Annotated in this window: 19 protein-coding genes; 14 read left to right on the forward strand and 5 right to left on the reverse strand. The window is 41.1% G+C overall.

Annotated elements, in window-relative coordinates; genetic code table 11:
• Nucleotides 1-25: 25 nt before the first annotated feature.
• Nucleotides 26-286: a 30S ribosomal protein S20 gene (gene rpsT / locus PR725_RS11835; RefSeq protein ID WP_004914688.1), complete on the reverse strand. Its 261-nt coding sequence runs from the start codon at nt 284-286 to the stop codon at nt 26-28.
• A gap of 589 nt (nt 287-875) precedes the next feature.
• Between rpsT and ribF the strand changes: the two genes are divergently transcribed.
• The 9 genes from ribF to PR725_RS11880 all read left to right on the forward strand — a co-directional run bounded on the left by ribF (nt 876) and on the right by PR725_RS11880 (nt 13827).
• The gene (gene ribF, locus PR725_RS11840; protein ID WP_109911859.1) at nt 876-1814 is read left to right on the forward strand and encodes a bifunctional riboflavin kinase/FAD synthetase; all 939 of its coding nucleotides are present in this window, start codon (nt 876-878) and stop codon (nt 1812-1814) included.
• A gap of 28 nt (nt 1815-1842) precedes the next feature.
• On the forward strand, nt 1843-4653 hold the full coding sequence (ileS, locus tag PR725_RS11845) for an isoleucine--tRNA ligase (RefSeq protein WP_004914683.1): 2811 nt from the start codon (nt 1843-1845) through the stop codon (nt 4651-4653).
• Entirely contained in the window at nt 4653-5156 is a 504-nt protein-coding gene (gene lspA / locus PR725_RS11850) for a signal peptidase II (RefSeq protein ID WP_109911860.1), read from the forward strand. The genes ileS and lspA overlap by 1 nt, the downstream gene beginning before the upstream one ends.
• 82 nt (nt 5157-5238) lie before the next feature.
• Nucleotides 5239-5709, forward strand: coding sequence for an FKBP-type peptidyl-prolyl cis-trans isomerase (gene fkpB, locus PR725_RS11855; RefSeq protein WP_004905629.1), 471 nt, complete (start codon nt 5239-5241; stop codon nt 5707-5709).
• A complete protein-coding gene (gene ispH / locus PR725_RS11860; protein WP_004914678.1) occupies nt 5690-6643 on the forward strand; it encodes a 4-hydroxy-3-methylbut-2-enyl diphosphate reductase in 954 nt (317 codons plus the stop codon). The genes fkpB and ispH overlap by 20 nt, the downstream gene beginning before the upstream one ends.
• 290 nt (nt 6644-6933) lie before the next feature.
• On the forward strand, nt 6934-7755 hold the full coding sequence (gene dapB / locus PR725_RS11865; RefSeq protein ID WP_109911861.1) for a 4-hydroxy-tetrahydrodipicolinate reductase: 822 nt from the start codon (nt 6934-6936) through the stop codon (nt 7753-7755).
• A gap of 446 nt (nt 7756-8201) precedes the next feature.
• On the forward strand, nt 8202-9365 hold the full coding sequence (gene carA, locus PR725_RS11870) for a glutamine-hydrolyzing carbamoyl-phosphate synthase small subunit (RefSeq protein ID WP_164528422.1): 1164 nt from the start codon (nt 8202-8204) through the stop codon (nt 9363-9365).
• Between the two features lie 15 nt (nt 9366-9380).
• Nucleotides 9381-12602, forward strand: coding sequence for a carbamoyl-phosphate synthase large subunit (gene carB / locus PR725_RS11875; RefSeq protein WP_109911863.1), 3222 nt, complete (start codon nt 9381-9383; stop codon nt 12600-12602).
• Between the two features lie 202 nt (nt 12603-12804).
• On the forward strand, nt 12805-13827 hold the full coding sequence (locus PR725_RS11880; protein ID WP_109911864.1) for a MerR family transcriptional regulator: 1023 nt from the start codon (nt 12805-12807) through the stop codon (nt 13825-13827).
• A 57-nt stretch (nt 13828-13884) separates the two neighbouring features.
• Here the strand turns inward: PR725_RS11880 and PR725_RS11885 are convergent, their stop codons facing one another.
• Nucleotides 13885-14562: a DedA family protein gene (locus tag PR725_RS11885; protein ID WP_004914669.1), complete on the reverse strand. Its 678-nt coding sequence runs from the start codon at nt 14560-14562 to the stop codon at nt 13885-13887.
• A 163-nt stretch (nt 14563-14725) separates the two neighbouring features.
• Entirely contained in the window at nt 14726-15910 is a 1185-nt protein-coding gene (gene metC / locus PR725_RS11890) for a cystathionine beta-lyase (RefSeq protein WP_110731399.1), read from the reverse strand.
• 413 nt (nt 15911-16323) lie between these two features.
• Between metC and exbB the strand changes: the two genes are divergently transcribed.
• From exbB to yedF, 4 genes are all read left to right on the forward strand, one after another.
• The gene (gene exbB, locus PR725_RS11895; protein ID WP_004914664.1) at nt 16324-17265 is read left to right on the forward strand and encodes a tonB-system energizer ExbB; all 942 of its coding nucleotides are present in this window, start codon (nt 16324-16326) and stop codon (nt 17263-17265) included.
• 5 nt (nt 17266-17270) lie between these two features.
• On the forward strand, nt 17271-17696 hold the full coding sequence (gene exbD / locus PR725_RS11900) for a TonB system transport protein ExbD (RefSeq protein WP_004905603.1): 426 nt from the start codon (nt 17271-17273) through the stop codon (nt 17694-17696).
• A 1531-nt stretch (nt 17697-19227) separates the two neighbouring features.
• Nucleotides 19228-20442 carry a selenium metabolism membrane protein YedE/FdhT gene (gene yedE / locus PR725_RS11905; protein WP_109911866.1) on the forward strand — a complete coding sequence of 405 codons (1215 nt, stop codon included), beginning with the start codon at nt 19228-19230 and terminating at the stop codon, nt 20440-20442.
• On the forward strand, nt 20439-20678 hold the full coding sequence (yedF, locus tag PR725_RS11910; RefSeq protein ID WP_004914660.1) for a sulfurtransferase-like selenium metabolism protein YedF: 240 nt from the start codon (nt 20439-20441) through the stop codon (nt 20676-20678). Before yedE ends, yedF begins: the two co-directional genes overlap by 4 nt.
• A 339-nt stretch (nt 20679-21017) precedes the next feature.
• Here yedF and PR725_RS11915 read toward each other — a convergent pair whose 3' ends face one another.
• Together PR725_RS11915 and rdgC are read right to left on the reverse strand one after the other, a co-directional pair.
• Nucleotides 21018-21533 carry a GNAT family N-acetyltransferase gene (locus PR725_RS11915; protein ID WP_004914659.1) on the reverse strand — a complete coding sequence of 172 codons (516 nt, stop codon included), beginning with the start codon at nt 21531-21533 and terminating at the stop codon, nt 21018-21020.
• A 240-nt stretch (nt 21534-21773) separates the two neighbouring features.
• Nucleotides 21774-22679 carry a recombination-associated protein RdgC gene (gene rdgC / locus PR725_RS11920; RefSeq protein WP_004914657.1) on the reverse strand — a complete coding sequence of 302 codons (906 nt, stop codon included), beginning with the start codon at nt 22677-22679 and terminating at the stop codon, nt 21774-21776.
• 189 nt (nt 22680-22868) lie between these two features.
• On the opposite strand from rdgC, the gene mak reads away from it, so the two are divergent.
• Nucleotides 22869-23774: a fructokinase gene (gene mak, locus PR725_RS11925; RefSeq protein ID WP_109911867.1), complete on the forward strand. Its 906-nt coding sequence runs from the start codon at nt 22869-22871 to the stop codon at nt 23772-23774.
• Nucleotides 23775-23866 lie beyond the last annotated feature (92 nt).

Below are 23866 nucleotides of genomic sequence, written 5' to 3' on the forward strand. Positions count from 1 at the left end.
TTTTTAAGCTAATCAAGAAGCAAAATTACATTGCTTTGATTTGAGCAACTAAGTTAGCTTTATGACGTGCTGCTTTATTTTTGTGGATCAGGCCTTTAGTAGCATGGCGATCAACAATAGGTTGCATGTCATTGAATGCTTTCTGAGCAGCTTCTTTATCGCCTGCAGCGATAGCAAGGTAAACTTTCTTGATAAAAGTACGTACCATAGAGCGACGGCTAGCGTTATGCTGGCGACGTTTCTCTGACTGAACGGCACGTTTCTTAGCTGATTTGATATTAGCCAAGGTCCAACTCCCAAATGTATTCTATTGAGGACAATTCAAAGGTCGAGGAATATGCCCTTTCGCCCTTCATTTGTCAATGGATTTGTGCAAATAAACATCGTGTACTTCGATGCTCATGCGCTGTGAATGGTGCAAGATTCTATCAGCAAATATAAGAAGAATACAGATCTTAGCGTGAAAAAATGCGTAATTGATGGCAGAAATTTAAAAAGAATTAAGGCGAAAAATATTTTTTAGTTTATCAATCAGTGGGTAGTATGAAAACCAAGCATGTTATGGTTGTTTTTTGTTCTTTTTGACCACGAGGTTATAACCATTGAAGTATAAAACATAAAAATATAATATTTTTAGAGACCTTGGAACAAATTTGTTGTATTGATAATCCATTGGTTACCCCAAAGTTTTTGATGTTCGAATCTAATTGCTCTGTTTGAGGAGCGTAATAACCCACTAATTGCATAAAAATAGTGGTTAATAAATCGTGTAGAGATCAAAAAAATAGGGTTTAATGAAACCTTTTGCGAACTAAGGTTAACCTTATGCGTCGTACAAGGTATAATCCTGCAATTTCCTCGGTATTGAGCCTGTTATGGAGCTAATTCGCGGTATACAGAATATCCGGGCGTGCCATCATGGTTGCGTGCTGACTATCGGTAATTTTGATGGTGTCCATCGTGGGCATCAGGTTTTGCTTCAAAATTTGAAACTTAAGGGAGCGCAGTTAGGGTTACCAACTGTCGTGATGATATTTGAGCCACAGCCCCTTGAATTTTTTATTGGTGACAAAGCGCCTGCGCGTTTGACACGCTTGCGAGACAAAGTTAAATATCTTGCAGACAGTGGTATTGATTACCTCTTATGTGTTGAATTTAACCAGCACTTTGCATCATTAACACCCGCTGAGTTTGTTGCTGACTTACTTGTCAGTAAGCTTGGGGTAAAGTATCTCGCTATAGGTGATGATTTCCGCTTTGGGAAAAATCGCATGGGGGATTTTACTTTTTTACAACAGGCGGGTGATGAATTCGGTTTTGAAGTTGCAGATACAGAAAGCTTCTGTGATTCAGGGCTTCGTATTAGCAGTACGGCGATACGAAAAGCGATTCAAGAAAACAATCTTGAATTAGCTGAAAGCCTATTAGGGCATTCTTATCGTATTAGCGGGCGAGTGGTTCATGGTAATCAACTTGGCAGAACAATAGGTTTTCCAACAGCAAACCTACCGTTAAAACGTTTAGTCACACCAGTTACTGGTGTGTATGCTGTAGAAGTTTACGGTTTAGGTGATAAGCCTCTACCTGGTGTGGCAAATATTGGCACACGTCCGACTGTATCTGGAAAAGGAACACAGTTAGAAGTTCATCTGATTGATGCAAATATGGATTTATATGGGCGTCATATCGATGTAGTGTTACGTAAGAAATTACGTGATGAGCAGCGGTTTGCTTCGTTGGAAGCGCTTAAGGAGCAAATTGCTAATGATGTAATTGCAGCGAGAGAGTATCTTACTGCAATAGGAATCAGATAATTTAGCGGAAAATTGGAACTGAGAATCGATGAGTGACTATAAAAATACCCTGAATCTACCAGAAACAGGGTTCCCAATGCGTGGCGATCTCGCTAAACGCGAACCACAGATGTTAGAGCGCTGGTACAAAGAAGGTTTGTATCAGGCAATCCGTAAAGCAAAATCGGGCAAGAAAACCTTTATTCTGCACGATGGTCCTCCGTATGCTAACGGCAGTATTCATATTGGTCACTCAGTTAACAAAATTCTCAAAGATATTATTATTAAGTCCAAAGGGTTGGCGGGTTATGATTCCCCATACATCCCAGGTTGGGACTGCCATGGATTACCGATTGAACATAAAGTTGAACAAATCGTCGGTAAGCCAGGGGAAAAAGTTTCTGCCGCTGAATTTCGTGCACAATGCCGTCAATACGCTAAAGAGCAAATTGAAGGTCAAAAAGCTGATTTCATGCGTCTTGGTGTTTTAGGTGAGTGGGATAAACCTTATCTAACAATGGATTTTAAAACCGAGGCTCACATTATTCGAGCATTGGCGAAAACTATTGCAAACGGCCATTTAGTGAAAGGGGCAAAACCTGTTCACTGGTGTACAGCTTGCGGTTCTTCATTAGCGGAAGCTGAAGTCGAATATTATGATAAAACCTCGCCATCTATCTATGTTCGATTCCCTGCGGTAGATGGCAAAACCGTGTGCGAAAAATTTGGTGTGGCAAGTGACAAAACTCCGTCGCTGGTTATTTGGACAACGACACCTTGGACATTGCCAGCAAACCGTGCAATTTCATTAAATCCTGAATTCAAATATAACTTGGTCGATGCAAATGGTGAGTTAGTCATTTTAGCTGCTGACCTTGTTGAAGACGTGATGAAAACTGCGGGTATCACCGCATGGGAAGTTCTTGGTGAATGCGAAGGTTCAGCATTAGAATTGTTGCGCTTCCAGCACCCATTTATGGGCTTTGATGTTCCTGCTATTTTGGGCGATCACGTGACATTAGACGCAGGTACGGGGGCTGTTCATACCGCACCAGGCCACGGCCCTGAAGACTATGTTGTCGGGCAGAAATATGGCTTAGAAACGGCTAATCCTGTGGGCCCAGATGGCTGCTTCTTACCAAATACTTACCCAACATTAGATGGTGTATTTATTTTTAAAGCTAATGACCTTATCGTTGAATTATTGAACGAAAAAGGTGCGTTACTGTACAAACAAGCGATTCAACACAGCTACCCATGTTGCTGGCGCCATAAGACTCCAGTTATCTTCCGTGCTACGCCACAGTGGTTTATCGGCATGGATAAAAACGGCTTACGTGAACAATCTCTGAAAGAAATTGATATTGTTCAATGGATCCCGGGTTGGGGACGTGCACGAATTGAGTCTATGGTTGAAAACCGCCCTGACTGGTGTATTTCTCGTCAGCGTACTTGGGGTACCCCAATGTCGTTGTTTGTTCATAAAGACACTGAAGAGCTACATCCTCGCACGTTAGAATTAATGGAAGAAGTGGCTAAGCGTGTTGAAGTGGATGGCATCCAAGCATGGTGGGATCTTGACCCTGCCGAGCTTCTGGGTGATGAAGCTGAAATATATCGTAAAGTACCTGATACCTTAGACGTGTGGTTTGATTCAGGCTCAACGCATTTTGCGGTTGTTGATGCACGTCCTGAATTCCATGGTAATTCAGCGGATATGTACCTTGAAGGGTCGGATCAACACCGTGGCTGGTTTATGTCATCATTGATGTTATCAACAGCAATGAAAGGGAAAGCACCTTATCGCCAAGTGTTGACACATGGTTTTACTGTTGATGGCCAAGGCCGCAAAATGTCTAAATCTTTAGGCAACACAGTAAGCCCACAAGATGTAATGAATAAACTGGGTGCAGATATCTTACGTTTATGGGTTGCATCAACGGATTATACTGGCGAAATCGCGGTTTCAGATGAAATTTTAAAACGTGCTGCTGATTCATATCGCCGTATTCGTAATACTGCACGTTTCTTACTGGCTAACCTGAGTGGTTTCAATCCTGAAACCGATATGGTGAAACCAGAAGATATGGTGGTTTTAGACCGTTGGGCGGTGAGCCGTGCGTTAGAAGCTCAGCAAGAAATAGCCAAAGCTTATGATGAATACGACTTCTTGTCTGTTATCCAGAGATTAATGCATTTCTGCTCCATTGAAATGGGGTCATTCTATCTGGATATCATCAAAGACCGTCAGTATACGGCGAAAAGTGATAGTTTAGCGCGTCGTAGCTGCCAAACTGCGTTATTCCATATTGTTGAAGCGTTAGTGCGTTGGATGGCTCCAGTTCTGTCCTTCACTTCCGATGAAATTTGGAATGAGTTACCAGGAAAACGCGCTCAATTCGTTCTTACCGAAGAGTGGTATGACGGTTTGTTTGGTTTAGATGAATCAAATGAAATGAACAACAGCTTCTGGACTGAGCTATTGGCTGTTCGTGGTGAAGTGAATAAGGTCTTAGAACAAGCGCGTACTGATAAGCTTATCGGGGGCTCATTAGAAGCTGCGGTGACATTGTATGCGGATAAAGCTCTGGCCGAAAAACTGCAAAGCTTGGGTGATGAATTACGCTTTGTTTTACTGACATCACAAGCCCATGTCGCTGATATCGCAACAGCTCCAGCAGATGCACAAGAAAGTGAATTGAAAGGCCTGAAAATTGCTTTCAGTAAAGCAGCGGGTGAAAAATGCCCACGTTGCTGGCATTATGCAAGTGATATCGGTTCTTCAAGCGAGCAACCAGAAATCTGTGGTCGCTGTGTCACTAACGTAGCCGGTAACGGCGAAACACGTAAGTTTGCTTAATGAAGACGCCAGTTTGTTCTACCGGTTTGCGTTGGTTATGGTTAACCATTGTGATTATCGTTGCGGATTTAGGCATTAAGCAATTAGTGCTTAGTGACCTAAATTTGTACGAACCGCATCCGATCATGCCATTTTTTAACATAATGTATGCGCAAAATTTTGGCGCGGCATTTAGTTTCTTGGCTGATGAAGGCGGATGGCAACGTTGGTTCTTTGCAGGTATTGCAATTGGGATCTCCGTTATCTTAATGGTTATGATGTATCGCCAAAGTGCACAAAAACGCCTATCTAACATTGCATATGCATTGATTATTGGTGGTGCTATCGGTAATTTAAGCGACCGTTTAGTCCATGGCTTCGTTATCGATTACCTTGATTTTTACGTCGGTAATTGGCATTGGCCGACATTTAACCTAGCGGATATGGCGATATGTATTGGTGCAGCTCTTGTGATTTTAGAAGGTTTCCTACCAGATAAATCAAAGCAAGAAAAAGCCAAATAAAATGGTAGTGCACTAGGTTAGAATGTAATAACTCACAGCCCAGATTTTCTGGGCTGAATTTTATGATAAATAGGTTTGGTTTATGTCTACTCAAATACAGGCGCAGAGCTCTGTTTTACTGCATTTCACACTGAAATTGGAAGATGGCTCTACGGCTGATTCCTCGCATGCACAAGGAAAGCCTGCGTTGTTTGTTTTAGGGAATGACTCCTTATCGCCAGAACTTGAAGCTCAATTGATTGGCCTTAATGAAGGTGAAAAGAAAAGTTTTTCGCTGCCCGGAGACACTGTTTTTGGGAAACATAATCCTGATTTAGTTCAATATTTTTCATTGCGTGACTTTATAGAAACAGGCATTCCTGAAATTGGTACGATAATGCTATTTACCGCGATGAATGGCAGTGAAATGCCAGGTGTAGTAAAATCAATTGAAGGTGAGTCGATTACTATTGATTTTAACCACCCTCTCGCTGAGCAGCAGATTAGTTTTGATATCGAAGTGCTTGAAGTAGACCCGCAATTGGAGAATCACAATGCAAATATTAATGGCTAACCCTCGTGGGTTTTGTGCTGGCGTAGACCGCGCAATTAGCATCGTAGAAAGGGCATTAGAAATATATGGTGCTCCGATTTACGTTCGTCACGAAGTGGTTCATAACCGTTATGTTGTTGATGATTTACGTCAACGTGGTGCTATCTTTATTGAAGAAATCTCAGAAGTACCGGATGGGTCAATCTTGATTTTTTCTGCGCATGGCGTTTCTCAAGCCATTCGCCAAGAAGCGCGTTCTCGCGATCTAACGATGTTATTTGACGCCACTTGTCCTTTGGTGACGAAAGTCCATATGGAAGTTGCACGAGCGAGTCGTAAAGGCAAAGAAGCTATTTTAATTGGGCATGCCGGGCATCCAGAAGTCGAAGGCACGATGGGCCAATATAGTAACCCTGAAGGTGGGATGTATCTTGTTGAGAGCCCAGAAGATGTTTGGAAATTAAAAGTGAAAGATGAAAATAATCTCTCTTTCATGACACAAACAACACTTTCTGTTGATGATACCTCTGATGTTATTGATGCACTGACTTCTCGCTTTCCAAGCATTGTAGGACCTCGTAAAGACGATATTTGCTATGCAACGACTAACCGCCAAGAGGCAGCGAGAGAACTAGCAGAACGCGCTGATATTGTTTTAGTCGTCGGTTCTAAAAACTCATCAAACTCAAATCGTCTAGCGGAATTAGCTTCGCGCATGCAAAAACCTGCATTTTTAATTGATGGTGCAGAAGATATTAAAACGGAATGGTTAGCAGATAAAAACATTATTGGCTTAACTGCGGGGGCATCTGCTCCTGATATTCTAGTTAGGCAAGTTATTGATAGACTTAAAGAATTAGGGGCTGATTCTGTTGTTGAATTGCAAGGGCGTGAAGAAAATATCGTCTTTGAGGTTCCTAAAGAATTAAGAGTTGAGGTTAAAGAGATTAATTAATCATTTGATTTCAATTACAGGAACAGCCGCTTTACCATTCCTATCTTTGCGGCTGTTTTAACCTTTTTATTCAAGTTGTTCCCTTCGCGTTTTCTCTCAATTAAAACTTTTACTGATAATCTCTATGCTTTCTACGCTTTTGTTAATAACTCTGCATTTTTGCTAGCAGAATACAGTCAGGATAGTTAATCTGTATCACAATCATTTCTAAACTGTGGGTAAAAATAGCCTTTTTATCCTAAACAACAGTTCAAATTTATATATTTGCATTAATTAAAAAAGGATAAACCATGGCAAATTCAGTGGTACGTGTCGCAATAGTTGGTGCAGGTGGACGTATGGGACGCCAGCTAATCCAAGCCGCACAACAACAAGATGGAATTCAATTGGGGGCAGCGATTGAGCGTGAAGGATCATCACTTATCGGAACCGATGCAGGTGAACTCGCAGGTATCGGTAAGTTAGGTATTTCCATTGTTGATTCACTTGACCAGGTTGTTAATGATTTTGATGTGGTTATTGATTTTACGCGTCCAGAAGGCACATTGCATTACTTAGCATTTTGTAAAGCCAACCAAAAAGCCATGGTCATTGGTACGACAGGGTTTGATGAGCAAGGGAAGCAAGCCATTGCCGAAGCTGCGAAATCTATTCCTATTGTCTTTGCAGCAAATTTCAGTGTTGGCGTCAATGTCGTACTGAAATTACTGGAAAAAGCAGCAAAAGTAATGGGAAATTACACGGATATTGAAATTGTTGAAGCTCATCACCGCCATAAAGTGGATGCGCCATCAGGTACTGCTTTAGCCATGGGGGAATCTATTGCTAGCGCGCTGGGTAAAAATTTAAAAGAGTGTGCCGTATACACCCGTGAAGGCTACACAGGAGAGCGAGAACCTGGAACCATTGGTTTTGCAACTATCCGAGCTGGGGATATTGTGGGTGAACATACCGCCATGTTTGCAGATATCGGGGAACGAGTTGAAATTACTCACAAAGCCTCTAGCCGCATGACCTTTGCAAATGGTGCAATTAAGGCATCAGGTTGGGTTTGTGCTAGAAATAGTGGGTTATATAATATGAAAGATGTGTTAAATCTTGATGATTTATAGTATTTATTATTTATTTTTTTGTTTATATATCAGTTAATTGTGATTAATAAGTATTTATTTTATGTTGATTTGAATTATTTGCATTCAAATCAACATAACCTTATCTTTTCATTGTTTTTATCTTCGGTTTTGCTCGTTAATTATCCTTCCCTCCTTCTTTTAGCTGAGTTATTATCAATAAACTAGTTATCTTACTTTGCAACCGTTTACTAATTCATTTTTACTATGATTTATACTACTCATCCAACTAAAAGTGAGGTAGTTGAGTAAAAAAGTAAGATAAAAGTGAAAAAAATGCATTTTTTTCTAGACAAGACCCTATCTCATCATTAGAATGCGCGCAATTTGCCAAAAATTTGCTTAAAAACTCATTTTGGCATTGATTTAGATCGCAAAATCTGAATTAATATGCAAAAAACGTGATTTATTATTCTCCGGAGGGTGTTTTGATTAAGTCAGCTATATTGGTTCTGGAAGACGGAACCCAATTCCACGGGCGTGCTATCGGTGCAGAAGGCGCTGCTGTTGGAGAAGTCGTTTTCAACACGTCGATGACCGGATATCAAGAAATAATTACAGACCCTTCCTATTCCCGCCAAATTGTTACTCTCACTTATCCCCATATTGGTAATGTCGGCACTAATGCTGATGACGAAGAATCTCCAAATGTTCATGCTCAAGGCTTAATCATTCGTGACTTACCATTGGTATACAGTAACTTCCGCGGGCAAGAAGGGTTATCTGAATATCTAAAACGCCATAATGTGGTGGCGATTGCAGATATCGATACACGTAAATTGACACGTTTACTGAGAGAAAAAGGCGCTCAAAACGGTTGTATCATTGCGGGTGATAACCCAGATGTTGCACTGGCATTGGAAAAAGCGCGTAGTTTTTCAGGTTTGAATGGGTTGGATTTAGCAAAAGAAGTCTGCACTAAAGAGATTTATAACTGGTCCCAAGGTTCATGGACGCTGGAAAATGGCCAGCAAGGCGCAAAAACTGCGGATGAACTCCCTTTACATGTTGTCGCTTATGACTTCGGTGCGAAGCGCAATATTTTACGTATGTTAGTTGACCGTGGCTGCCGTTTAACGGTGGTACCAGCAACAACACCCGCAGAAACTGTATTAGCGATGAACCCCGATGGTATTTTCTTATCGAATGGCCCTGGTGACCCAGCCCCATGCGATTACGCCATCAAGGCCATTGAAACATTTTTAACCACAGAAATTCCAGTATTTGGTATCTGTTTAGGGCACCAGTTACTTGCCCTGGCGAGTGGCGCTAATACCATGAAAATGAAGTTTGGCCATCATGGTGCTAACCATCCAGTTAAAGATTTAGATAAAGATGTGGTGATGATCACGGCGCAAAACCATGGTTTTGCTGTTGATGAATCGACACTTCCCGACACACTGCGAGTGACTCACAAGTCGCTGTTTGATGGAACATTGCAAGGTATTCACCGTACGGATAAACCAGCATTCAGTTTTCAAGGCCACCCAGAAGCAAGTTCAGGGCCACATGATGCGGCAAATTTATTCGACCATTTCATTGAATTAATTAATGAATACCGTCAGAACACACCTCGTCAAAACGCACAATAATCGGGAGCAAAAGAAATGGCAAAACGTACTGATATAAAAAGCATTCTGATTTTAGGTGCCGGCCCGATTGTGATTGGCCAAGCATGTGAATTTGACTACTCAGGTGCTCAAGCATGTAAAGCACTGCGTGAAGAAGGCTACCGCGTAATCTTAGTTAACTCGAACCCTGCGACAATAATGACTGACCCAGAAATGGCAGATGCAACTTACATCGAGCCGATTCACTGGGAAGTTGTGCGTAAAATCATCGAAAAAGAGCGCCCAGATGCAGTATTACCAACCATGGGTGGCCAAACCGCACTGAACTGTGCGCTTGAATTAGAGCGTAAAGGCGTTTTAGCTGAGTTCGGTGTCACTATGATTGGGGCAACGGCAGATGCAATAGATAAAGCAGAAGATCGCCAACGTTTTGATAAAGCAATGAAAAAAATCGGCTTGGGTACAGCACGCTCAGGTATTGCACATAATATGGAAGAGGCATATGCCGTTGCAGATGCGGTCGGCTTTCCCTGTATTATTCGCCCATCATTTACGATGGGAGGCACCGGTGGCGGTATTGCCTATAACCGTGAAGAGTTTGAAGAAATCTGTACTCGCGGTTTAGATTTGTCCCCTACTAACGAATTATTGATTGATGAATCGTTAATTGGCTGGAAAGAATACGAAATGGAAGTTGTCCGCGATAAAAAAGACAACTGTATTATCGTTTGTTCCATTGAAAACTTCGATGCCATGGGGATCCACACGGGGGATTCTATCACCGTAGCTCCGGCTCAGACATTGACCGATAAAGAATACCAAATCATGCGTGATGCATCGATGGCAGTATTGCGTGAAATCGGCGTTGAAACGGGCGGCTCTAACGTTCAATTTGCGGTAAACCCTAAAGATGGGCGCTTAATTGTTATTGAAATGAACCCACGGGTTTCGCGTTCATCAGCGCTTGCTTCTAAAGCGACGGGCTTTCCAATTGCAAAAATTGCGGCAAAATTAGCAGTGGGTTATACCCTTGATGAGTTAATGAATGACATCACTGGTGGCCGTACTCCGGCATCATTTGAGCCTTCCATTGACTATGTTGTGACAAAAATTCCACGTTTTAACTTTGAAAAATTTGCGGGCACGAATGACCGACTAACAACGCAAATGAAATCTGTCGGCGAAGTAATGGCTATTGGTCGCACATTCCAAGAATCAATGCAAAAAGCATTACGTGGTTTAGAAGTAGGCGCAACAGGCTTCGACCCGAAAGTGGCCCAAGAAGACCCTGAAGCACTAACTCGCATCCGTCGTGAGTTAAAAGATGCAGGTGGAGAACGTATCTGGTTTATCGCGGATGCGTTCCGTGCCGGTCTTTCTGTTGATGGTGTTTTCAATTTAACCAATATTGACCGCTGGTTCTTAGTGCAAATCGAAGAATTGGTGCGTTTAGAAGAAGAAGTGGCTGAATTAGGCATCAATGGCCTAACTAAGGACTTCTTACGTGTACTTAAGCGTAAAGGATTTGCAGATGCACGTCTGGCAAGTTTAGTCGGTGTTTCTGAAGCAGAACTACGCAAACTACGTCAAGGCTATGATTTACATCCCGTTTATAAACGTGTTGATACCTGTGCGGCAGAGTTTGCAACAGACACGGCTTATATGTATTCCACATACGAAGATGAGTGTGAGTCAAACCCAAATAATGCTAAACCGAAGGTGATGGTATTAGGCGGTGGGCCAAACCGAATTGGGCAAGGGATTGAATTTGACTATTGCTGTGTACATGCATCTCTAGCGTTACGTGAAGACGGCTATGAAACCATTATGGTGAATTGTAACCCAGAAACTGTTTCAACCGATTACGACACGTCAGACCGTCTCTATTTCGAACCTGTCACTCTTGAAGATGTGCTGGAAATTGTACGCATCGAGCAGCCAAAAGGTGTGATTGTGCAGTATGGTGGTCAAACACCATTAAAATTAGCTAGAGCGTTGGAAGCTGCGGGTGTTCCTGTTATTGGTACGAGCCCAGATGCCATTGACCGCGCAGAAGACCGTGAACGTTTCCAGCAGGCCGTTAATCGCTTGAACTTAAAGCAGCCACAGAATGCAACTGTCACTGCTATTGAGCAAGCAGTTGAAAAAGCAGCTGTTATTGGTTATCCACTGGTTGTTCGCCCATCCTATGTGTTAGGTGGCCGTGCAATGGAAATCGTATATGATGAAATCGATTTGCGTCGCTATTTCCAAACGGCGGTGAGCGTTTCTAACGATGCGCCAGTGCTACTTGATCGCTTCTTAGACGACGCAGTTGAAGTTGACGTAGATGCGATCTGTGACGGTGAGATGGTGCTGATTGGCGGTATCATGGAGCACATTGAGCAAGCTGGCGTGCACTCTGGTGACTCTGCATGTTCACTACCTGCATATACACTTAGCCAAGAAATTCAAGATGTGATGCGCGAACAAGTCCGCAATCTTGCCTTCGAATTACGTGTACGTGGCTTGATGAATGTGCAGTTTGCCGTCAAAAATAACGAAGTTTATTTAATTGAAGTCAATCCACGTGCCGCAAGAACTGTGCCTTTTGTCTCTAAAGCAACAGGTGTACCATTAGCGAAAGTTGCAGCGCGAGTGATGGTAGGGCAAACCTTGGCACAGCAAGGAGTAACGGAAGAAGTTATTCCACCATACTACTCTGTAAAAGAGGTCGTATTGCCATTTAATAAATTCCCTGGGGTTGACCCAATTCTTGGGCCTGAAATGCGCTCAACAGGTGAAGTAATGGGTGTCGGCCGGACATTTGCAGAAGCATTTGCTAAAGCGATGTTAGGCAGTAGCTCGACGATGAAAAAATCAGGCCGTGCACTGTTATCCGTTCGTGAAGGGGATAAAACACGTGTGGTTGATTTAGCCGCTAAGCTGTTAAAACACGGCTTTGAGTTAGATGCTACTCACGGTACGGCGATTGTGTTAGGAGAGGCTGGGATTAATCCGCGCCTCGTTAACAAAGTTCATGAAGGTCGTCCACACATTCAAGATAGAATTAAGAATGGTGAATATGATTACATTGTGAATACCACCGCAGGCCGTCAAGCTATTGAAGACTCAAAATTAATTCGTCGCAGTGCATTGCGCTACAAAGTTCACTATGACACGACGTTGAATGGCGGTTTTGCCACCACGATGTCGCTCAGTGCAGATCCAACAGATACAGTAATCTCTGTACAAGAAATGCATGCATTAATTAAGTAATTATTTAATAAGTCACCTATGTAAGCCTCAGTATTCAATTTACTGGGGCTTTTTTATGGCTACTTTTAAACTATCGCTAGCGAGAAAATAATTGTCTGGTGATATTGTGGGTAAAATATAATTCCAATAAAAAATGCAAAATTGAGATTGACTCTCACGTAACGTGAGGCACTAACCTTGGTCGCAATTACAGGAGGAACCTATGCTATTTCAAGTTGGTGAGATTGCGGAAAAAACAGGATTAACCATCCGTACACTGCATCATTATGAAGAAATTGGCTTATTGGTACCAACTGCAAGAACCGATGCGGGTTATCGGCTTTACAACATGCAATGCATAGAGCGTTTAACGCAAATTCAATTGCTACGGCAGGTTGGAGTCAAACTGAAAAACATCGGTGAATTACTGGATGGCCAGAGTGGAGATATGACGAGTTTGCTGCAAGAACGAATTGCATTATTAACGGAACAAATGGAGCAAATGGCGACATTACGTTATCGATTAGAGCAATTACACAAGCAAATGCAAACAGGTAATAGTTTAACTCAGGCTGATTGGTTTTCTGTATTGGAGATGATGTCGATGTTTGATAAATATTTTACCCCTCAAGAATTGGAACAATTGCCACTCTATACGGCGCACACGCTGAAAAACCAAGAGTGGCAACAACGCGTAGCAACGGTAAATAAGTTGATGGAACAAGGTGTAACACCTCAATCTATCGAGGTGCAACAAATTGCACATGAATGGATGACGGCATTAGAAAGAGATACTGGAGGCAACCCGGATTTCTTTGCACGATTGAATCGAATTCATTTATCGGATAACACGTTAGCCTATTCATCAGGTATTTCTGTTGCAATGATCCAATATGTAGCAGAGGGTTTTAGTGAGTACCAATTATCACTGTTTAAACCTCATTTAACTGCGGAGCAATTTGCTTTTGTTCAGCAGCATTATTTTTCCTCAGGTGAGGCGTGGCCCGAATTAATCGCAGGTTTATATAATGCATTAAAAGCACATAAATCCCCAGACTCACCCGAAGTACAACAATTAGCGAAAACATGGTTAGCGATGTTCAACCAGTTTACGGGGGGAGATCCTGAGCTACAAGAGAGAATTCGGGTAATTTATCGTGAGGAACCCAAGACTTCGCAAGGAACATGGATGACAGCAGAAATTGGCCAGTACTTATTTTCTGCTATTAGTTTGATGGATCAATAAGTTTGATGGATCAATAAAACCAAATGGCCGCTAATTAGCGGCCATTACTCGGTCATACTATGATTTTTCTTTGCTACCAGAGAGTGCCTTTCGGTGTTTCCAATACATTACAATTGAACCAATTAGCCCACTAATTAGTAGGATGACAGGGATAATCATTAGCGCACTAATAACAATTTGCTCATGTTCTTTCACAAAAGGAATTTGGTTTAAGGCATACCCCAAGGTGACAATCAAGCCAACCCATAACAAGCCACTTAGCCAGTTAAAAAATTGGAAACGGCGGTGACTTAATTCAGATAACCCAGCGAGCAAAGGTAATATTGTTCTGACAAATGCAAGGAAGCGGCCGATAAGTAGGGCGTATAATCCTTGCTTATTAAACATATTATTTGCTTTGGTGTGATATTCCTCAGGAATTTGCGCTAACCAGCGTTTCACAACCTTGGTTTCACTTAACCATCGGCCTTGTAGAAAACCTAACCAGCAACCTAAACTGGCTGCTGTTGTTAGCAATAGTATTGTGGGAATAAAGTGTAAGACCCCTTTGGCAATTAATGCACCTGAAAGGATCAACAAGGTATCACCGGGTAGGAAAGCGGCGGGAAGAACGCCATTTTCTAAAACAATGACAACAAAAAGTACGGTATAAATAACCCAAAGCACTTCAGGGTTGGAGAGTTTAAGGAAATCGTGGTGCCAAAGTGCCAGTACGATTTCGCGTAGGACTTCCATAATCATTCCTGTATCTGCGTAAAAGCGAATTTCTTTATCATCTATATTACAGGAAAAAAAGGGTTCAAGTTTGATTTGTTTGATGAATTAATCATTGAGTGGATAAATTGCAGGAAATATTTAATGATTATCCTGCAATTAACATCTTGATTTAAGCTACAAATTAAATTCGCTCAAAAGCTAATTGTAAGTCGTGAATTAAATCATCGGTGTGCTCTAAACCGATATGCACTCGGAAGAAGGTGCCTTCTTTTGGTGAAAAATCATACTGCCGCATACTGAGCAAATCTTCTTTTTGGTATCCCAAAATCAGCGATTCAAAACCTCCCCATGAATAACCCATTTTAAAATGATTAAAATTATCAAGAAAAGCGGTAAATTGCTCCGTGGTTAAGCGTGATTTTAGTTGGAAAGAGAACAGACCATTAGAGCCTGTAAAATCACGAATAAAGAATTCATGACCCGGAGAATTCTCAAGTGCCGGGTGAAAAACCTGTTCAACTTCAGGACGTTGCTGTAACCAATTAGCAACTTGTAAGCTATTAATTTGGTGCTGTTTTAATCGAGTCGGTAATGTATGCAGGCCACGATTAGCCATATAAACAGTGTCTGGGTCAGCTGTTTGACCTAAGAGATAAGAATTTTCACGTAATGTTTCAATACAGCGTTGGTTTGCCACAGCAAGGCCGAGCATTCCGTCGGAATGGCCATTGATATATTTAGTTGCTGATTGGATTGAAACGTCAACATCAAATAATAATGGTTTAAGTAAGACGCCCGCAGCCCAAGTGTTATCAATCATAATGACAATTTCAGGCGATTTAGCACGTATAGCTTTTACGATTGCAGGTAAGTCATGGACTTCCATAGTGATAGAGCCGGGGGATTCTAAGAATACAATACGTGTATTGGATTGTATTAAATCAGCAATCCCCGTTCCGATTAAGGGATCAAAATACGTGGTTTGGACATTTAACTTAGTGAGAATATTGTCGCAAAAATTTTGGGTTGGGTCATAAGCTGAACCGGTAACAAGGATATGTTCGCCTGCAGAGATAAAGGACAAAATGGCATTGGTAATTGCGGCAGCACCTGAAGGGTAAAGGACACAACCTGCACCTGCTTCTAATTCTGTCATGGCTTCTTGGAAAGCAAAATGTGTTTGCGTACCACGGCGTCCATAAAATAGTACGTTATTTGCACGATGGCGAGTTGCATGTCGTTTTTCTTCAAGCGTATCAAAAATAATAGAAGAAGCTCGTTGAATAACGGGGTTTACTCCTTTTTGTGTGTATTTAGGGTTTCGCCCAATATGAACTAATTGTGTTTCAGGTTTTATGTCTGCCATGATTTTTCCCTACACAGGATGTGAACTAGTTAAACTCAAAGGTGATTTATACTAAGACGTTAAATGATCCTGATAGAAATGTAACCTGAGTATTCTTCAACTTTCAATTCATAGGTAAGTCTCATTTTCTCAGGTTGCGTATGAACACTTAATTGAGCTATGAATTATTAAGGAAAATAACCGCATAATAGAGAAGGACATGTTTGTCTAAACGCAAAAAAATATAAAAAAATCGCGAATACTAATGATAATTACTATCAATTCGCGCTGTGTTTGATATCATCAGCACCGTCTTTTTGAAAAGAGACGGACAGCGCGAGTCAAATTTCGCTTTTAAAGGTTAGTCGATGAATGGCACAATCATCGATATGAATTTTATTATACAACACTAAAAAGAGAGTAAAGGCCAACTGATGCGTAAACTAACAGCTTCTATTCTATTGGCGTTCGGCTTGATGGGTACGGCAGTCGCTGAAACCACACCTGCAACAACACCAGCTGCGTCTCAAAATACACCATCAACACAACCGGCAGTAAACCCGGCTGCACCAACAACAACACCAAGTGCTGAAGTTGCATCAGTACCCGCTGAGCCTGTACAAGGCGAAGCTGTGAACACAACAGTTGTTAATGAAAACATTGAAATTGCAACAGAAGCACCAACAGGAGGTTTTGATCAAGACTTATCTGTTTGGGGAATGTACCAAAATGCAGATAACGTGGTTAAAACCGTTATGATTGGTTTGGTGATTGCTTCTGTTATTACATGGGCGCTATTTTTCTCAAAAGGTTTGGAGATTTTAGTTGCTCGCCGTCGCTTAAAAGCAGAAGCGAAAGCGATTGCTGAGGTAAAATCACTTGATGAGGCGGTCAGTATTGCAGAAGGCTTCAAAGCAAATAGCATTACTCGTATGTTATTAAATGAAGCTGTTACTGAGCGAGCTTTATCAGCGAATAGCTCTGATTTATCAGGTACAAAAGAGCGCACATCATTCCGCCTAGAAAGGGCTGTTGCTGCTATTAGCCGTTATATGGGGCGTGGCAATGGTTATTTGGCTACTATTGGTGCGATTTCTCCATTCGTCGGTTTATTTGGAACTGTCTGGGGGATCATGAATAGCTTTATCGGGATTGCCCACTCACAAACCACTAACCTTGCTGTTGTTGCGCCAGGTATTGCAGAAGCATTATTAGCAACAGCAATCGGTCTTATTGCCGCTATCCCTGCGGTTGTGATTTATAATATTTTTGCTCGTATGATCAACAACTATCGTGGTCAAGTAGGAGATGTCGCTGCTCAGTCCGCATTGTTACTGGGGCGTGATCTTGATCTGGCAAATAGCAAAGCAAGGTAATTATTATGGCAATGCGTTTAGGTGACGAACAAGACGATAGCGGTGAAATGCATGAAATTAATGTAACACCTTTTATCGATGTTATGTTGGTTTTATTGATTATCTTTATGGTTGCGGCACCATTGGCAACAGTTGATATTAAAGTCGACTTACCCGCCTCGACAGCGAAGCCGCAGCCGCGTCCAGAAAAACCCGTTTTTTTAACGGTGAAATCGGACAGCCAGCTTTTTATTGGGGACCAAGCTGTGACAAAAGAACAGCTTGCTTCTACACTTGACCAAGCAACAAGTTCTAATAAGGAAACGACAATCTTTTTCCAAGCGGACAAGAGTGTTGATTATGAAACTATGATGGATGTAATGAATGCATTGCGTCAATCTGGGTACTTGAAGATTGGTTTAGTGGGTATGGAAGCAACAACTTCAAAATAAGCGAATTACATCGTATAAACGCGTTTTATCGTTAAGGGTAAAACGCGTTTTTTTATTATCTAACTATGCCTTAAGGTAAGCCTGTGGCGATCTAATTTACCTTTGGCACTATTTTTGTCTATCTCATCACATTTATTTTGCTAATTAGATTTCTTTTTAAGAATTTTATTCTTATTTGACGCTTTCTATTCGTAATTTGATAGGCTGGGGTGGCTATTGCACTCATTGTTTCACTCTATTTAGGATATTTTTGCTTGTATTTTCTATAAGCAATGAAACATCTTATTAATTTTTATAATGAATCATTGTTTGTTTTTTCTTTATTATCACAGTAATGTCTATTGATTTTACCTTTTTTACTATTTATCTATTAGTTACATTGATTCATTTTCTTGGTTTTTTAATTTTTAAATGCGAGTTAAATAGCATATTAATGCTGATTATTTTATCAAAAGTAATGCAATAGCGATGTGAAACTTAACGAAAAATAAACCATATTATAAGTAAGGATTTATGTGGGGATCATTTTTAATCTATTTGACCTAATTCCTTATCAGATTGGTGGTTATTTTGTAAGGGAAGGATTCATCAGAAAAGTTATTATTTATCATGAGCCTGATTGTTTTTATATTTAATTCGTAGGTTAATAAATTTTAATTACGTAAATACCATTAATATTTATAATTGAAAAATATGTAAGTTTTATTAATGTTCAGAATGTTTTATTATTCCAGAAAATATATTTGTAAAGCTATGTGATATATATTAATTAATATTAAATTTACTTTTAAATTTTAAGTAAATTGTTTTCTATAAAAAATGTAAATTGTTTGTAATATCTTAACTATAGGTTAAATATTTTGCCTGATTTCGGTTTTTTCAATGTATCTATTTGATTTTAATTGCTTTGTTGCATGGTTTTTGTAGCTTATCATGAAAATAAAAAAACACTTGCGCAACAAAAGTGTTGCGCTATAATGCAACCAATAACATTTAGAAACACTTTTAAATACTTTATTATACTGAGTTATCTATTTTTATAATTTACTTATGCTAGGGAATCAATAAGGCCAATGCTAATTTGGAAATAATACAAAGTTAGTGAACGTTTAGGCCTTTGTATTAAAAATAGTTATGATTACTTAACAAGTAGGTCAGCTAAGTGAACGTATTTATACTGTGAGATAAGTGTTATTACTGGAGTCAAATGGGCTGACTACAGACTACGCATAGCAAGCGTCGCCGTAATACGGCAATTTCATATTATACTCTTCTATAGATAAAATAAGACTACACTTCCAGCGTTATCATTGAGATAGCGCTTTTTTTTTATTCTCATCTATTTCTTTAAATCTGAGTGTGCTCAAGATCAATCTGTCTCTCGTTTTATGATGAAATAACTTCACGAAAAAATTTATCGGAGTATGATGTTGCCACTTCGCTGTGGGGATCGATATAAATACTTATAACGATAATTATACAACGGCGAATTTCTCTGCCAAGGTCTGGCGTGAATGAATTGGAAGTAACAATGACTTGGTCTGATTTTAAATCTCGCTATCTCATCGGTTTTTGGAAACCATTACCTGCAGTTATTGCCGCAGGTATCTTATCAACCTATTACTTTGGCTTGACCGGCACATTCTGGGCGGTCACGGGTGAGTTTACGCGTTGGGGCGGGCACATCATGCAATTATTTGGTGCAGAGCCAGAGACATGGGGCTATTTTAAAGTTATTGGTTTTGAGGGTACACCTCTGGATCGTATTGATGGCGTGATGATCATTGGTATGTTTGCCGGGTGTTTTGCCGCTGCATTATGGGCCAATAATATTAAATTACGAATGCCTCAGCATCGGATACGTATTTTTCAAGCTATTTTAGGCGGTATTATCGCTGGATTTGGTGCTCGTTTGGCGATGGGGTGTAATTTAGCTGCATTCTTTACTGGTATCCCTCAATTTTCATTACACGCATGGTATTTTGCTGTTGCTACTGCGGCAGGGTCATACTTTGGTGCGAAATTCACACTAATGCCAATGTTTCGCATTCCTGTGAAACTGAAAAAAGTCAGCACCGCATCGCCGTTAACACAAAATCATAATGTGGCGAAAAGGCGCTTTAAACTGGGAATGGTGATTTTCACTTTAGCACTGGCTTGGGGCTTTTATACCTTATTAGACTCCCCAGTAATGGGGTTTGCCATTTTATGTGGTATTGGCTTCGGGTTACTGATTGAAAGAGCACAAATTTGTTTTACCTCTGCATTTCGTGATCTGTGGATCACCGGACGCACCCATATGGCGAAAGCTATCATTATTGGTATGGCGGTCAGTGCGATTGGTATTTTCAGCTATGTGCAGTTAGGTGCAACGCCAAAAATTTTATGGGCTGGGCCGAATGCCGTCATTGGTGGATTACTGTTTGGCTTCGGTATTGTACTCGCTGGTGGCTGTGAAACGGGCTGGATGTACCGTGCGGTAGAAGGCCAGGTTCATTATTGGTGGGTAGGTTTTGGTAATATTATTGGTGCTACAGTACTGGCTTACTACTGGGATGACTTAGGCCCTTGGCTAGCGACTGATTTTGACAAAGTTAATTTACTTGAAACCTTTGGACCAGAAGGTGGATTACTGGTCACTTATGGGTTATTAGCGGTCGCATTTGTACTGATGTTGGTCTGGGAAAAACATTTTTTCCGTAAACGTTCTCAAAAAGCATCTAATGTATCCGTGGAGGTTGTATGAGTAAGAAAGACATTATCCCTGATTACCGGTTAGATATGGTCGGCGAACCTTGTCCATACCCAGCAGTGGCAACATTAGAAGCAATGCCATCGTTGAAAAAAGGTGAAATATTAGAGGTAGTAAGTGATTGCCCGCAGTCGATCAATAATATTCCTCTGGATGCGAAAAACTACGGTTATACTGTGTTGGATATTCAGCAAGATGGGCCGACTATTCGTTATCTTATCCAAAAATAACGAATACGCGTCATATTTTGCACTGTCGCGGCGTTGGCTTCATGCGTTAGCCCTAGTCACATACTTGTGTATGCTCCTAGGGTCTAACGCATTTGCTGCCTTGCGACAGCACAAACTATTTAGCGTATTGGTATTGGTCATGCTTCGTGCTGTAGCGTTGTTGACTGCACTTATAGGCTTACGCCTATTCCCTAATCACACTGCATGCTCCTAAGGCTCGGTTCGCTTGTCGCCTAGTTACAACCCAAATTATATAGGGTATCTTAGTGATACCCTGTAAATATTAAAGCGGTCGGTAAATCGGGAAATTGAACACGGTTAGTATAGGTGGTAGTTCGATTACTCTTCTTGTTCTTGCCAATTAGTAATATCTAGAACCAACTCACATTCGTCATCCATATAAGCGCCTGTTGGAACAAAACCAAGCTTTTTGTAGAACTCAAATGGGCTTTCTTCCCCTTCACCACAGCTATTATAAAGGCGAGGATAACCTTTTCTCTTTAAATACTGGATGACTTGAACTAAAGCTTCTCGGCCAAACCCCAGTTTTTGGTAGGGTTCTGCAATCATAAAGCGCCAAAGCATAATGCCGTCATATTCTAACTCATCGTCATCTAGCCCTGAATGCAGCATGATAAAACCAACAGGGACATCATCAGCGTATATGCCTCGATACCATGCACAATCAGAAAATTGTGCTTCCACCATGGAATAGGCGTTATCTGCTACCATATTACGCTGTGCCTCACTAAGTGTATGACTTAGTAAGCAAATTTCAGAAAAATTTTCTGCAGTGACTTTTTGTAGGGTAACCAGTGAATTTTCATCTAATTCAGGTTCGATGAGCTCTTTCATAACATTTCCTTCGACAGAATATTGACCATAATCATCAGTGATGGATTATTTTTATTATTGTTGTTGTTGAACATAATTAAATATCAGAAATTTGCGATATGGATATAAATCAATCAACCAGAGATTTCACAACCAGTCAATGACTTAATTGTGGCTATGTAAGCGGGATCTAAAAAGTGATGGCAACTTACTTAAGTGTTAGTTGCCATTGTGAGAGCAATAGAGGATATGGAAACAAATTTAGTGTTCGGCTTCACCACCTAAGACATCAATCAAGCGAGCGATTAATGCACTGAGTTCACCGGTCATTAAGACGTAATCAGCATCAAATTTTTGAGCGTAGTCTTCTTTGGCGATGTCATCATTTTGGTCTTTTAATGTATCGCTAAATTTGAGGCGTTTTAGTGAACCATCGTCAGATAACATGAACTGGATACGCTCTTCCCAATCTAAGGCCAGTTTGGTAACGAGCTTGCCAGCTTCAATGTGGTTTGCGATTTCATCAGAAATTAGGTCTTGTTTCTTACAGCGGATAATACCACCTTCTTCTAAGATAGCTTTTAGCTCTGCTTCATCCATGACAGCAAAGCCTTGTGGTAATGAGCCTGAACGGATCCACTCAGTAAGTGTTAGCTCTATAGGGTCTTTAAAAGTCAGAGGAACGACAGGTAAAGAACCTAAGCTTTTGCGGAGTAAGGCTAAATTATCTTCAGCGCGTTTTGCGCTTGCGGCATCAACAATAATTAATTGATTTACAGTATCAATCCAAATGTAGGTTTTACTAAATTTACTAAATGCGCGAGGGAGTAAAGCATGGACGACTTCATCTTTTAAGGAGTCTTTCTCGGTTTTTTTTAACTTACGCCCTTGTTCAGCTTCTAGTTTTTCAATTTTATCCTGTAATTCTTGTTTTATTACAGGAGATGGCAACATTTTTTCTTCTTTTTTAGCGCAAATAAGAATTTGATTACCCGCGGCATGCGTCAATGCATCACCACCATTCATAGGGGAAACCCAGCCAGTTTGCATCATGTCTTGGCTACCACAAGGATGATAGGCGAGGGCGGCAAGCTGTTTCTCTAAATCATCTGCGGAGAGTGCCAAATCCCGATTTAGGCGATAGACCAATATATTCTTGAACCACATGAAAAACCTACCTTTGTTGATAAATAGCCAGTTAGAGCATGGGGCTATGATAGCGAATTGTCTGTTATTAAGCGAAAAAAAATACGTTGACGTTGAGGGCTGCTATCATTTCATTAGCTAACTATTGATAATACTCCTCAAATCAAGCCATGATAACCATAGAACCCTTGAATAGTAGAGAGCATCATAATGAGAATAGGTATTGACCTTGGTGGAACCAAAATTGAAGTTATTGCATTGGATGACAGTGGTAATACTTTGTTTCGTAAACGTATTCCAACACCTCGTGGTGATTATGATGCGACACTTAAAGCGATCGCGAGTTTAGTGGCGGATGCAGAAACGGCGACGGGGTTGTCAGGCAGTGTTGGTGTTGGGATCCCTGGAACCTTGTCTCCAGTGACAGGAAGAGTTAAAAACGCTAATTCCACATGGCTTAATGGCAGACCGTTCGATGCCGATTTAAGTTATTTATTAAACCGTAAAGTAAAAATGGCAAATGACGCTAATTGTCTCGCCGTCTCTGAGGCCGTTGATGGTGCAGGAGCAGGCGAGAAAGTCGTGTTTGCCGTAATTATCGGAACTGGATGTGGTGCAGGAATTGCAATAAATGGGCAAGTGCACTCAGGGGGAAATGGCGTTGCAGGGGAATGGGGTCATAACCCTCTACCATGGCAAGATGAGCAAGATAGGCAATTTCTAGTAACAGAAAACTGCTATTGCGGGCTGACAGGTTGCACGGAATTGTTTGTCTCAGGCACAGGGTTTATGGCGGATTACGCGAAAATGTCAGGAAGCCAAAAAACGGGAATGGAAATTGTCGAATTAGCACAATCAGGTGATAAATATGCCAAGATCGCACTGGAAAATTACCTCAACCGCCTCGCAAAAGCCCTCGGACAAGCCATTAATATGTTAGACCCAGACGTGATAGTGCTAGGGGGCGGAATGAGCAATGTCGATTACTTATATGAAGCGTTGCCAGCAAGGATCTGCCAATGGGTATTTGGTGGGGAGTGTGATACGCCTATTCGTAAAGCGGTGCATGGCGATTCGAGTGGGGTGCGCGGAGCCGCTTGGTTGTTTTCGTCCTAATTTGCGCTGTAGCGTTGTTGGCGGCGCTTGGCTACTCGGGTCACATACTAATGTATGCTCCTATCTTTTCGTCATACTTCAAGCTGTGGCTG

The organism is Providencia sp. PROV255 (assembly GCF_028478065.1).
Taxonomy (GTDB): domain Bacteria; phylum Pseudomonadota; class Gammaproteobacteria; order Enterobacterales; family Enterobacteriaceae; genus Providencia; species Providencia rettgeri.